At 67.3% G+C, this 11,832-nt stretch carries 11 protein-coding genes and 1 pseudogene; 8 read left to right on the top strand and 4 right to left on the bottom strand.

Features of this window, described 5'->3' with window-relative positions:
* The gene (locus tag BT264_RS09055) at nt 1–1,173 is read right to left on the bottom strand and encodes an L-rhamnonate dehydratase (RefSeq protein WP_072438050.1); all 1,173 of its coding nucleotides are present in this window, start codon (nt 1,171–1,173) and stop codon (nt 1–3) included.
* Nucleotides 1,174–1,232: 59 nt separating this feature from the next.
* Nucleotides 1,233–2,279, bottom strand: coding sequence for a 4-hydroxythreonine-4-phosphate dehydrogenase PdxA (locus BT264_RS09050; RefSeq protein ID WP_072438052.1), 1,047 nt, complete (start codon nt 2,277–2,279; stop codon nt 1,233–1,235).
* Nucleotides 2,280–2,446: 167 nt separating this feature from the next.
* Here BT264_RS09050 and BT264_RS09045 point away from each other — a divergent pair, with 167 nt between their 5' ends.
* Nucleotides 2,447–3,394, top strand: coding sequence for a LysR family transcriptional regulator (locus BT264_RS09045; protein WP_072438054.1), 948 nt, complete (start codon nt 2,447–2,449; stop codon nt 3,392–3,394).
* A gap of 117 nt (nt 3,395–3,511) precedes the next feature.
* On the opposite strand, the gene BT264_RS09040 is transcribed toward BT264_RS09045, so the two are convergent.
* On the bottom strand, nt 3,512–4,786 hold the full coding sequence (locus tag BT264_RS09040; RefSeq protein ID WP_072438056.1) for an MFS transporter: 1,275 nt from the start codon (nt 4,784–4,786) through the stop codon (nt 3,512–3,514).
* A gap of 226 nt (nt 4,787–5,012) precedes the next feature.
* Between BT264_RS09040 and BT264_RS09035 the strand changes: the two are divergent.
* A pseudogene (locus tag BT264_RS09035) lies at nt 5,013–5,702 on the top strand (zinc-binding dehydrogenase); the annotation flags it as partial.
* 134 nt (nt 5,703–5,836) lie between these two features.
* Here BT264_RS09035 and BT264_RS09030 read toward each other — a convergent pair.
* On the bottom strand, nt 5,837–5,992 hold the full coding sequence (locus BT264_RS09030) for a DUF3309 family protein (RefSeq protein WP_072438058.1): 156 nt from the start codon (nt 5,990–5,992) through the stop codon (nt 5,837–5,839).
* Between the two features lie 196 nt (nt 5,993–6,188).
* Between BT264_RS09030 and BT264_RS09025 the strand changes: the two genes are divergently transcribed.
* From BT264_RS09025 to BT264_RS09000, 6 genes are all read left to right on the top strand, one after another.
* Nucleotides 6,189–6,863, top strand: coding sequence for a histidine phosphatase family protein (locus tag BT264_RS09025; protein WP_072438060.1), 675 nt, complete (start codon nt 6,189–6,191; stop codon nt 6,861–6,863).
* A gap of 49 nt (nt 6,864–6,912) precedes the next feature.
* Nucleotides 6,913–7,944, top strand: coding sequence for a phosphotransferase (locus BT264_RS09020; protein WP_072438062.1), 1,032 nt, complete (start codon nt 6,913–6,915; stop codon nt 7,942–7,944).
* A gap of 67 nt (nt 7,945–8,011) precedes the next feature.
* Nucleotides 8,012–8,776 carry an SDR family oxidoreductase gene (locus BT264_RS09015; protein WP_072438501.1) on the top strand — a complete coding sequence of 255 codons (765 nt, stop codon included), beginning with the start codon at nt 8,012–8,014 and terminating at the stop codon, nt 8,774–8,776.
* Between the two features lie 7 nt (nt 8,777–8,783).
* Nucleotides 8,784–9,542, top strand: a complete 759-nt coding sequence (locus BT264_RS09010; protein ID WP_072438064.1) for an SDR family NAD(P)-dependent oxidoreductase — start codon at nt 8,784–8,786, stop codon at nt 9,540–9,542.
* 33 nt (nt 9,543–9,575) lie between these two features.
* Complete coding sequence (locus tag BT264_RS09005) at nt 9,576–10,820, top strand: acyl-CoA dehydrogenase family protein (RefSeq protein ID WP_072438066.1); 1,245 nt, start codon at nt 9,576–9,578, stop codon at nt 10,818–10,820.
* Nucleotides 10,821–10,920: 100 nt separating this feature from the next.
* A complete protein-coding gene (locus BT264_RS09000) occupies nt 10,921–11,826 on the top strand; it encodes a LysR family transcriptional regulator (RefSeq protein ID WP_072438068.1) in 906 nt (301 codons plus the stop codon).
* Nucleotides 11,827–11,832 lie beyond the last annotated feature (6 nt).

Raw genomic sequence — 11,832 nt, 5'->3', positions numbered from 1 at the left:
TCACTCGACGATGTCGAACTGGTCGAGGAATTCGGTCTTCAGCGTGAGGCCGAGGCCCGGCACGTCGTCGCGCAGTTGCAGGAAACCGTTTTCGGCCACCGGCTCGCCGTCGAAGATGTAATAGAACAGCTCGTTGCCGACCTCGACGTCGAACATCGGGAAGTACTCGCTCATCGGCGACGCGAGCGTGCTCATCGTCAGGTGATAGTTATGCATCTGGCCCGCATGCGGGATCACCGGCACGCTGTACGCCTCGCACAGCGCGTTGATCTTGTGCGCCATCGTGATCCCGCCGACGCGGTTCGTGTCGTACTGGACGACCGACACGGCCTTGCGGTCGAGCAACTGCTTGAAGCCGTACAGCGAGAACTCGTGCTCGCCGCCGGAGATCGGAATGCGTGTGAGCTGGTTCAGCTCCGCGTAGCCGTCGATATCGTCGGCGATCACCGGCTCCTCGAGCCAGCGCGGCTGGTATTTCTCGAGCTTCGGCAGGATGCGCTTCGCGTACTCGAGATTCCAGCCCATGTAGCACTCGAGCATCAGGTCGTTGTCGTAGCCGATCACCTCGCGGATCGCCGCGACCGACTTCAGGTTCTCGACCACCCCCTGCTGCCCGTGCGCCGGCCCGTAGCCGAAGCGCATCTTGAACGCGCGGAAGCCTTCCTTCAGATAGCGCTGCGCCTCGTCCTGCATCGCCTTCAGGTCGGTGCGGTAGAGCTTCGAGTAGTAGCAGGGGATCTTTTCCTTGGTGCGGCCGCCGAGCAGCTTGAACACCGGCTTGCCGACGCTCTTGCCGAGGATGTCCCAGATCGCGATGTCGACCGCCGAGATCGCCGCCATGCCGATGCCCTTGCGGCCCCACGCGTGGGTGGCGCGATACATCCGCTGGTTCAGGTATTCGTAGTCCCACGGATCCTGGCCGATCACGAGCGGCGCGAGGTACTGGTCGATGATGACCTTCGCGACGTGTGGCGCGAGCGCGACGTTGCCGAGGCCGACGATGCCGTCGTCGGTCTCGACTTCGACGACCGTCCACGAATGGAAGCGGAACGTGCTCATCGTTTCCTGCGGCGCATACAGCAGGTCCATCGCGTTCGAGCAGAAGTTGCCCTGCGGCGGGACGGTCTTGCCCTTCCACTGGAATACGCGTGCGCGCACGGACCGGATTTTCATGATGGTGTCTCCGAGAATCGATGTTGTCTTGTGTGAAAGGCGGGCGGCCGGCGCGGCCGTCACGCCGGAACAGCGGGGGTGCGGCGCGCGGCGCCCATCCGGCACGCGATCTGCAGCGCCTGCCAGGTCGCGCCGACGTCGGCCGTGCCGCGGCCCGCGATGTCGTACGCGGTGCCGTGCGCGGGCGTCGTGATCGGCACGGGCAGCCCGCCCTGCACGGTCACGCCGCGCGAGAAGCCGAGCAGCTTGATCGCGATCTGCCCCTGGTCGTGGTACATCGTGACGATCGCCTGATAGTCGCCGGCCTGCGCCTTCAGGAAGATCGTGTCGGCGGGGAACGGGCCGTGGAACGGCGCGTCGGTCGGCCAGTCGCGCGACTGCAGCTTGCGCACCGCAGGCTCGATGATGTCGACTTCCTCGCGGCCGCAGCTGCCGCCGTCGCCGCCGTGCGGGTTGAACGCGGCGATCGCGACCTTCGGCGCGGCGACGCCGTTCGCGAGCAGCGACCGGTAGATCAGTTCGGATGCCTGTTCGATCCGCTCGATGCTCAGGCAGCCTGCCGCGTCCTTCAGCGGGATATGCGACGAGATGCGCGCGGTCCACAGTTCGCCGAGCGTGTTGAATTCGCAGAAATAGCCGGTCACGCCGAGCGCTTCGGCGAAGTGGTGCAATTCGTCGTCGTGCTTCAGCCCGCCGAGCTTCATCGCGTACTTGTTCAGCGGCGCGAAGCAGATCGCGTCGATGTCGCCGGCGAGCGCGGCCTCCAGGCATTGATCGAGCACGGTGAGCGTCGAGCGCCCGCCGGCCGCGCCGGGCTGGCCGACGGTGACCTGTGCGGGGGCGATCGTATCGACTTCGACGAACGCGGCGCGCGCGGCGGACGGCCGGCCGCGGACCGCGGCGAGCGATGCGACGGGTTCGACGTCGATCTGCACGCCGGCGACGCGCTGGCCGGCTTCCCACAGCCAGCGATCGCCGATCAGCACGAGATTCGCGTGCGCCGTCGCGTCGGGGCGCGCGAGCAGTTTTGCGATCAGTTCGGCGCCGATGCCGGCGGGGTCGCCGAGCGTCAGCGCGACGACGGGCAGGGGGGCGGCGGTCGTCATGCGGCGTCTCCGTGGCGGGCCGCGCGTCGGACGGCGGTCGGTTTCGTGTTCATGCTGCGTCTCCGGTGGCGGCGCGTGGCCGTTCGTGTATGGGGTTCATGCTAGGTAGACGGAATGAGTCGGTAAATTGAAAACTCTTGATGAATCGATAACCTGGAGTAATCGAAATGGGCTCGATCGATCGACGAGACTCGACTCCCCAATTGCTGAACCGGCTGCGCATGCGGCAGATCGCGCTGTTGCTTGCCGTGGACGAATGCTCGACGCTGCGCGCGGCGGCCGAGCAGATGGGCCTCACGCAGCCGGCCGCGACGAAGATGCTGGCCGAACTCGAGAGCGCGCTCGGCCAGCGGCTGTTCGATCGCATCGGGCGCGGGCTGGTGCTGAATCCTGCCGGCGCGCGCGTGCTCGGCTATTTCCGTGGAATCCGCGGCAGCATGGAGGCGCTGAACCGCGAGCTCGCCGAGCTGCAGCTCGGCAGCGCGGGGCGGCTGGCGATCGGCAGCATCATGGCGGCGTCGCCGGGGCGGCTCACCGAGGCGTTGGTGCAGTTGAAGGCGCGTTACCCGCTGCTCGCGATCGACATCGCGGTGGACACGAGCGACCGGCTGATGCCGCAGCTTCGCGAAGGCGTGCTCGAGGTGGTGATCGGGCGTAACGTCGGGACCGATTGCGACTTCCGCGTGGTCGACGACGAGGCGCTCGCGATCATCGCGGGCCGCGACCATCCGCTCGCGGGCGCCGGGCCGGTCGAATTCGACGCGCTGCTCGATTACACGTGGATCCTGCAGCCGGCCGGCAGTCCGGCGCGCGAGGTCGTCGAGCGCGAGTTCCGCGCGCGCCACCAGCCGATGCCGCGCGGGCTGGTCGAAACGGGCTCGATCCTGACCACGATGAACCTCGTCGACCGGTCTCATATGCTCGGCGTGATTCCGCTGACCGTCGCGCAGCGCAACGCGGAGCACGGGCTCGTCGCGATCCTCGATTACGAGCTCGAGCAGAAGCTGCCGTCGTACGGCAGCCTCGTGCGGCGCGACCGGCCGCTGAGCATTCCCGCGCAGCAGTTTCTCGCGCTGTTTCACCGGGAGGGCGCCGAGGACGACGACGGCGCTTGACGGTTTGCCGGCCGCGCCGGTCACGCATCGCGGAACGTGGCGATGCGTGATGGCGACCTGTGCGATACGGGCGAGAGGGCTGTACGGGTGACGCAGGCGAAGCTGCGGCGAACCGCTTCAGCGTGCCGACGGCGCGGCGGGCGCGTCGACGAGCGACGGCATCGATTCTGACAGCGTACGGTCCGGACGAATCCGCAGCGCGGCGACGATGCCGATCAGCAGCATCGCGACCGAGCCGATGAACGGCACCGTCCAGCTGCCGGTGCGATCGACGAGATAACCGAACAGGATCGGCGACAGAATCCCCGCGATCGCGGAACCCGCGTTCATCATTCCGCTCGCGATGCCGGCGTGGGTCGGCGCGATGTCGCTCGGCACGGCCCAGATCGGCCCGATCGTCAGTTCGAGGCACAGGAACGACCCCGACAGGCACAGTGCAATGCCGGCCGTGGAATGCACGAACGCGAGCGGCAGCAGGCAGACGAGCGCGCCGGCGAAGCTCGTGACGATCACGCTCTGGCGCGACAGCGCGAGGTTGCCGGTCTTACGGTAGATCCGGTCGCAGAGCCAGCCGCCGAGCGTGTCGCCGACCACGCCCGCGAAGAACACGCCGGACGCGAACAGCGCGGTCGATTTCAGGTTCAGGCCCTGGCCGTTCAGGAAGAACGTCGGTAGCCACGTGAAGAACAGCCACGCGGTCCAGCCGTAGCAGAAGTAGACGAAGATGGTCGGCGCCATCCGGCGGAACAGCGGCCCCCACGGCGTCGGGCCGGACGGCGTGACGAGGCGGGCGGCGCCGCGCGCGTTGCCATCGTCGCCGCCGAGCGGGTGCTCGCGGAAGCCGACGGTCCACCACGCGAGCCACACCAGCGTCACCGCGCCGATCACGAAGAACGCGGCGCGCCACGACAGCCACGTCATCAGCGCGGCGACGATCGGTGGTGTGACCGCGTTGCCGAGCCGCGAGAACGAATGCGTGAAGCCCTGCACGACGCCGCGCCGCTCGCGCGGGAACCAGTGCGTGATCGCGCGGGCCTGGGCAGGCAGCGTCGCGCCTTCGCCGATGCCGAGCAGCAGGCGCGCGGCGAACAGCAGCGCGAGACTGTGCACGAGCCCGGTCGTGAAGGTCGAGACGACCCAGATCAGTCCGCAGCCGATCAGCGTGATGCGGGCGCCGAACCGGTCCGCGATCCAGCCGCCGCCGATCTGGCAGATTGCATACGAATATGCGAACGCGGAGAACGCGATACCGAGTTCGGTGTTCGACAACCCGAGTTCGGCCTTGATCGCGCCGGCCGCGGTCGCGAGGTTCACGCGGTCGACGTAGAGGATGAATGACAGCGCGCACAGCAGCCACAGCGTGTGGCGCCGTTGACGGTGATCGTTAGGCATGTGTCTCGCTCCGTTGTCGTGCACGGCATGGCGTGGATGCCGCGCTGATTGGCGGGGCCAGCATCGCGCGCCGGCTCGGACGCTGTCTAATGAATCTTTTGGATCATTTGATAACCTGAAGCATGCGTTGCAGCCCGATCGAGGCTCCGACGCGGCGATCCTGTATCGGCAGGAACTCGGCGCGCACGGCAGGCAGCCGGTGGGGAACGTGACGGCAAAGGTCGGCGCGGCGGCGCTGCCGGAGACCTTCATGACGGTCCGGCTGAACCTGTTTCAGCGCGGGCAGTTCGAAGCCGGCGAGAGCGTGCTGATCCACGGCGGCGCGTCGGGGATCGGCACGACGGCGACGATGCTGGCGAAGGCGTTCGGCGCGTCGACGATCATCACGACCGTCGGTTCGGACCCGCAGCGCGACGCGAGCATGCGGCTTGGCGCGGATCTCGCGATCGACTACCGCAGCGAGGATTTCGTCGAGGAGGTCGCGCGCTTCACGGGCGGCAAGGGCGTCGACGTGATCGTCGACATCATTGCCGGCGACTATGTCGCGCGCAATTTCGCGGCGGCCGCGATAAACGGCCGCATCGTGCAGATCGGCGTGATCAAAGGCCCCGCGAAGGAGCTCGACCTGTTTCCGATGCTGGCGAAGCGGCTCACGCACATCGGCTCGACGCTGCGCTCGCGCACCTACGCGGAGAAGGCGCAGATCATTCGCGAGCTCGAAGAGGCCGTGTGGCCGCTGATCCGGCAAGGGGCCGTCAAGCCGCAGGTCTACCGGCTATTCGATCTTCGCGATGCGCGTGCCGCGCACGAACTGATGGATTCGGGTCGTCATATCGGCAAGATCGTACTGGTGACGCCCGCGGCGGATCGATCGCTGCAGGCCGCCGTCGAGGGAAACACCACGCGTTCCACATGATCGGCCGAGGCTTCAGCCCCCGTCGGAGGGGCTGAAGCCGCAGGCAGGGAATGCCAGACAATCCGTGATACTGAATATGTCGCCGCATCCCGCCGGAACAGGCTGCCCGGCAGCACGACCGGCACCTCCGGGCCTCAGATTTGACCCAACAGCACCAGCACGACGACGATGACGACAATCAGCCCGACGGTGCTCGACGGCCAGTAGCCCCAGCTTCGGCTGTGCGGCCATGTAGGAAATGCTCCGATGAGCAACAAAATCAGTATGACGATAAGGATCGTACCGAGCATCGCATCCCTCCTGGAATATGGTCGACTTGACGGCGGTTGGCGCCGCAATTCCCGTGCCGCCGGACGGGGGCCGGTAAACGAGCCCGATGGGTGGGCGATTGAATTCATGAAATGAATACCGGCCAATTCAAAAAATAAATTTCAAAAATGCATGGCCGCCCCCTATGCTGAATCCTTCTGATCTGGCGGGCATGCGATGGCTGAACTCTTTCTGGTACGGCATGGGCAGGCGTCGTTCGGCACCGACGACTACGACCGGCTTTCCGCGGCCGGCGAGCAGCAGGGCGTGTGGCTCGGCGAATACTTCGCGCGTCAGGGCCTCGCGTTCGATCGCGTGATCTGCGGCACGCTGAACCGCCACGCGCAGACGGTCGACGCGATCCTGCGCGGGATGGGGCGCGAAGGCGTGTCGTACGACCGCCATCCGGGCCTGAACGAATACGACTTTCACGGGCTGTTCGCGGCCGCGGCCAGCGACTATCCGGAGATCGCGCGGCTCGCCGCCGGCTCGATGAAGGGGCACTTCCGCGCGCTCCGGCAGGTGCTGCACTTGTGGTCGGACGACAAGCTGGGGGGTTCGGCCCCCGAAACCTGGGCCCATTTCCAGCAGCGCGTCGCTGCTGCGCGCGACGCGATCCGTCACGCAGGCGGCCAGCGCGTGCTCGCCGTGAGCTCCGGCGGCCCGATCGCGGTCACCGTGCAGCAGGTGCTCGCGGCGCCGCCGCCGAGCGCGATCGCGCTGAACCTGCAGATCCGCAACAGCAGCCTGTCGCAGTTCTTCTTCAACGCCGATGCGTTCCACCTCGCGTCGTTCAACGGCATCCCGCACCTGGAAGACCCGGAACGGCACGCGTTCCGGACCTACGGCTGACCGAAGCCGAAGTACCTACTCACTCACGCATTCACGAACGATCGCGACGATGACGAACCCTTCCCAGCAACTCGATGTGGCCCGCCTCACGCGCTATCTGGAAGCGCACGTGCCGGGCTTCGAAGGCCCGGTCGACACGGAGAAGTTTGCCGGCGGCCAGTCGAATCCGACTTTCCTGCTTCACGCGAAGAGCGGCCGCTACGTGCTGCGCCGCCAGCCGCCGGGCGAACTGCTGAAATCCGCGCATGCGGTCGACCGCGAATTCCGCGTGCTGACCGCGCTGTCGGGCACCGCGGTGCCGGTCGCGCGTCCGTATCACCTCTGCGTCGACCGCGACGTGATCGGCAGCATGTTCTACGTGATGAGCTTCGAGGACGGCCGGATCTTCTGGGATCCCGCGCTGCCGGAGCTGCCGAAGGCCGATCGCGCGGCGTGCTACGACGCGCTGCTGCGGACGATGGCCGCCTTGCACGACGTCGATGTCGAAGCGGTGGGCCTTGCCGACTACGGCCGCCCCGGCAATTACTTCGAGCGCCAGATCGGCGTGTGGACGAAGCAGTATCGCGCGGCCGAAACCGAGCGCCTCGACGCGATGGAGACGCTGATCGACTGGCTGCCGAAGGCGTGCCCCGAGGACACGGGCCGGCCGGCGCTGGTGCACGGCGATTTCCGGATCGACAACCTGATGTTCGCGCGCGACGGCTATCGCGTGCAGGCCGTGCTCGACTGGGAACTGTCGACGCTCGGCAACCCGCTCGCCGATCTCGCATATTTCTGCATGTGCCTGCGGCTGCCGTCCGGCGGGCAGGTGCGCGGGATCGCGGGCCTGGATCGCGCCGAGCTCGGCGTACCGGATGAGGCGGCGATCGTCGCGCGCTATTGCGAACTGCGCGGGATCGAGCCGATCCGCGACTGGCATTTCTACCTCGCGTTCAGTTTCTTCCGCCTCGCGGCGATCGCGCAGGGCGTGAAGGCGCGCGCGCTGCAGGGCAACGCGTCGAGCGAGCAAGCGCTGCGCGTCGGCGCAATGGCCGGCCGGCTCGCCGAACTGGCCGTGAGCGTGATCGACGCGCATCGCTGAAATCGCCGGCATCGCCGGGATCGCAGAACGGCGACACGACAAACCATCAATGGAGGAGCACAACGACATGGCAACGAATCTGTTCGACCTGACCGGCAAGATCGCGCTGGTGACGGGCGCGAGCCGCGGCATCGGCGAGGAAATCGCGAAGCTGCTTGCAGAGCAGGGCGCACACGTGATCGTGTCGAGCCGCAAGTTCGACGACTGCCAGGCCGTGGCCGACGCGATCGTCGCGGCGGGCGGCCGCGCCGAGGCGCTGGCGTGCCACGTCGGGCGGCTGGAAGACATCGCCGCGACGTTCGAGCATATCCGCGGCAAGCACGGCCGCCTCGACATCCTCGTGAACAACGCGGCCGCGAACCCGTATTTCGGGCACATCCTCGATACCGACCTCGCCGCGTACGAGAAGACGGTCGACGTGAACATCCGCGGCTACTTCTTCATGTCGGTCGAGGCCGGCAAGCTGATGAAGGAGAACGGCGGCGGCGCGATCGTCAACACGGCGTCGGTGAACGCGCTGCAGCCGGGCGACCGGCAGGGCATCTACTCGATCACGAAGGCGGCGGTCGTCAACATGACGAAGGCGTTCGCGAAGGAGTGCGGGCCGTTCGGCATCCGCGTGAACGCGCTGCTGCCGGGCCTGACGAAGACGAAGTTCGCGGGCGCGCTGTTCGCCGACAAGGACATCTACGAGACCTGGAAGGCGAAGATCCCGCTGCGCCGCCACGCGGAGCCGCGCGAGATGGCCGGCACCGTGCTGTATCTCGTGTCGGACGCGGCGAGCTACACGAACGGCGAATGCATCATCGTCGACGGCGGCCTGACGATCTGAGCGCGCGATGAAAATCGACAGCTACGCCGGACAGACCGTGATGATCACCGGCGCCGCGAGCGGCTTCGGCGCGTTGCTCGCGAGCGAGCTGGCCGCGATGGGCGCGCGACTGGCGCTCGGCGACCTGAACGGCGAAGCGCTCGAACGCGTGGCCGCGCCGCTGCGCGCGGCCGGCGCCGACGTGATCGCGCAGCGCTGCGACGTGCGTGTCGAAGCGGACGTCGCGGCGCTGGTGCATGAGGCCGCCGCGCGCTTCGGGCGGCTCGACGTCGGCATCAACAACGCGGGCATCGCACCGCCGATGAAGGCGCTGATCGACACCGACGAAGCCGATCTCGACCTGAGCTTCGCGGTGAACGCGAAGGGCGTGTTCTTCGGGATGAAGCACCAGATCCGCCAGATGCTCGCGCAGCGCGAAGGCGTGATCCTGAACGTCGCGTCGATGGCCGGGCTCGGCGGCGCGCCGAAGCTGGCCGCATACGCGGCGTCGAAGCATGCGGTGGTCGGGCTCACGAAGACGGCTGCGCTCGAATACGCGCGCCACGGCATTCGCGTGAACGCGGTGTGCCCGTTCTACAGCACGACGCCGATGGTCACCGACAGCGATATCGGTGACCGCCAGGATTTTCTCGCGCAGGGCTCGCCGATGAAGCGGCTCGGCCGGCCCGACGAAATCGTCGCGACGATGCTGACGCTGTGCGCGAAGGAAAACACTTTTCTGACCGGGCAGGCCGTCGCCGTCGACGGTGGTGTCTCGGCCTTCTGACCGAACCGAACAAGGAATCTCGAGGAGTCGATCATGGACTTTGGCTACACCCCGAAAGTGGAAGAACTGCGCGAACGCGTGCGCGCGTTCATGGATGCGCACATCGTGCCGCGCATCCGTCAGTGGAACGAGGAAGTGCATGCGGGCCAGTATCCCGTGTCGTTCATGGAGGAGCTGAAGGAACGCGCGAAGGCGGAAGGGCTGTGGAACCTGTTCCTGCCGCACCTGAAGGGCGACGAGCCCGGCACGGGCCTGACGAACCTCGAATACGCGCCTCTCGCCGAGATCATGGGGCGCGTGAGCTGGGCGTCGGAGGTGTTCAACTGCAATGCGCCGGACACGGGCAACATGGAGCTGCTGCACATGTTCGCGACGCCCGAGCAGCGCGAACAGTGGCTGCTGCCGCTGCTGCGCGGCGAGATCCGCTCGGCGTTCGCGATGACGGAGCCCGACGTGGCGTCGTCGGATGCGACGAACATCACGACGCGCATCGAGCGCGCGGGCGACGAGTACGTGATCAACGGCCGCAAGTGGTTCATCACGAACGCCGCGCATCCGAACTGCAAGATCTTCATCGTGATGGGCAAGACCGATCCCGGCGCCGAGTCGCACCAGCAGCAGAGCATGATCCTCGTGCCGCGCGACACGCCGGGCGTGACGATCGTGCGCAACATCACGGTGGTCAATCACCATGCGCCGGAAGGGCACTGCGAGATCACGTTCGACAACGTGCGCGTGCCGGCGCGCAACCTGCTCGGCGAGGAAGGCAGCGGCTTCGCGCTCGCGCAGGCACGCCTCGGGCCGGGTCGCATCCATCACTGCATGCGCTCGATCGGCGCGGCCGAACTCGCGCTGGAACTGATGGTCGACCGCGCACAGTCGCGCGTCGCGTTCGGCAAGCCGCTGAATCGGCACGGCACGGTCGGCGAATGGATCGCGCGCTCGCGCATCGAGATCGACCAGGCGCGCCTGCTGGTGCTGAAGGCCGCGTGGATGATCGACAAGGTCGGCGCGAAGGCCGCGCGCAAGGAGATCTCGATGATCAAGGCGCTCGTGCCGACCGTGTATACGGACGTCTGCGACCGCGCGATGCAGGTGTTCGGCGCGGCGGGGTTGAGCCCCGATACGCCGCTCGCCGACCTGTGGACCTGGGGCCGCGCGCTGCGCTTCGCCGACGGCCCGGACGAGGTGCACCTGCAGGCGATCGCGCGGATGGAGATCAAGGACGGCGTGCCGGGCTCGACGGCGCCTTACCTGACGCCGCCACCGCGCGGTTGAGCGGCGCGCCGGGATGCGCAACGCACCTGGTGCCGCTCGCGGGGCCGGCGTGGACGAACGAATGGCGCACGCCTTAAGATGCCGGCAAGGAGATCCGGCGATGCGCCTTTCGAAGATTGATCTGAACCTGTTCGTCGTATTCGAGGCGATCTACAACAAGCGCAACCTGACGCGGGCGGCCGAGGTGCTGAACCTCACGCAGCCGGCCGTCAGCAACGCGCTGGCGCGGCTGCGCAAGACGCTGAACGATCCGCTGTTCGTCAGCACGCCGGCCGGGATGATGCCGACGCCGATGGCCGAGAACATCGTCGGCCGCGTGCGCGAGGCGCTGCAACTGCTCGACTCGAGCGCGCACGAAGGCGACGTGTTCGATCCCGCATCGTCGGCGCGCGTGTTCCGGCTCAGCATGAGCGACCTGACCGAAGCGCTGCTGCTGCCCGCACTCGGCGAACTGCTGCAGCGGGAAGCGCCCGGCATGCACGTGCGCAGCTACACGATGGACCGCCGCGAAGTGGCCACGGCGCTCGCGAACGGCTCCGTCGACATCGCGATCGACGCGCCGCTGATCGGCGATCCGCATCTGCACCAGGCGCTGCTCGTGCGCGACCGCTACGCGTGCATGATCCGCGACGACCACCCATTCAAGGGCGACACGCTGACCATGGACGACTACCTGTCGATGGGGCACATCCACGTGTCGAGCCGCCGCAAGGGCAGCGGGCACGTCGACGCGGAATTGACGCGTCTCGGGCTGCGCCGCAACATCCAGATGCGCGTGCAGCACTACATGGTCGCGCCGCTGATCGCGATGCGCGGCGATCTCGCGCTCACGGCGCCGCTGCGGCTGCTGCAGCGCTATCCGGCGCGCATCCTCGAACTGCCGTTCGAGATGCCGGGTCTCGAATACTTCTGCTACTGGCATCGCAGCGCCGATCAGGACCAGGGCAGCCGGTGGCTGCGCGAACAGTTGATGACGCTGATGGGCGGGATGGGCGAGGTGCGGTGACGCTCG

The sequence above is a fragment of the Burkholderia sp. NFPP32 genome (assembly GCF_900119325.1).
Taxonomy (GTDB): domain Bacteria; phylum Pseudomonadota; class Gammaproteobacteria; order Burkholderiales; family Burkholderiaceae; genus Burkholderia; species Burkholderia pyrrocinia_C.
Note: the sequence above shows the minus strand (reverse complement) of the source record. Positions and strands in the feature narration are given on the sequence as shown.

Coding starts and splice junctions, on each gene's coding strand:
- BT264_RS09055 (WP_072438050.1), bottom strand. CDS start 1,173: ATGAAAATCCGGTCCGTGCGCGCACGCGTATTCCAGTGGAAGGGCAAG.
- BT264_RS09050 (WP_072438052.1), bottom strand. CDS start 2,279: ATGACGACCGCCGCCCCCCTGCCCGTCGTCGCGCTGACGCTCGGCGAC.
- BT264_RS09045 (WP_072438054.1), top strand. CDS start 2,447: ATGGGCTCGATCGATCGACGAGACTCGACTCCCCAATTGCTGAACCGG.
- BT264_RS09040 (WP_072438056.1), bottom strand. CDS start 4,786: ATGCCTAACGATCACCGTCAACGGCGCCACACGCTGTGGCTGCTGTGC.
- BT264_RS09030 (WP_072438058.1), bottom strand. CDS start 5,992: ATGCTCGGTACGATCCTTATCGTCATACTGATTTTGTTGCTCATCGGA.
- BT264_RS09025 (WP_072438060.1), top strand. CDS start 6,189: ATGGCTGAACTCTTTCTGGTACGGCATGGGCAGGCGTCGTTCGGCACC.
- BT264_RS09020 (WP_072438062.1), top strand. CDS start 6,913: ATGACGAACCCTTCCCAGCAACTCGATGTGGCCCGCCTCACGCGCTAT.
- BT264_RS09015 (WP_072438501.1), top strand. CDS start 8,012: ATGGCAACGAATCTGTTCGACCTGACCGGCAAGATCGCGCTGGTGACG.
- BT264_RS09010 (WP_072438064.1), top strand. CDS start 8,784: ATGAAAATCGACAGCTACGCCGGACAGACCGTGATGATCACCGGCGCC.
- BT264_RS09005 (WP_072438066.1), top strand. CDS start 9,576: ATGGACTTTGGCTACACCCCGAAAGTGGAAGAACTGCGCGAACGCGTG.
- BT264_RS09000 (WP_072438068.1), top strand. CDS start 10,921: ATGCGCCTTTCGAAGATTGATCTGAACCTGTTCGTCGTATTCGAGGCG.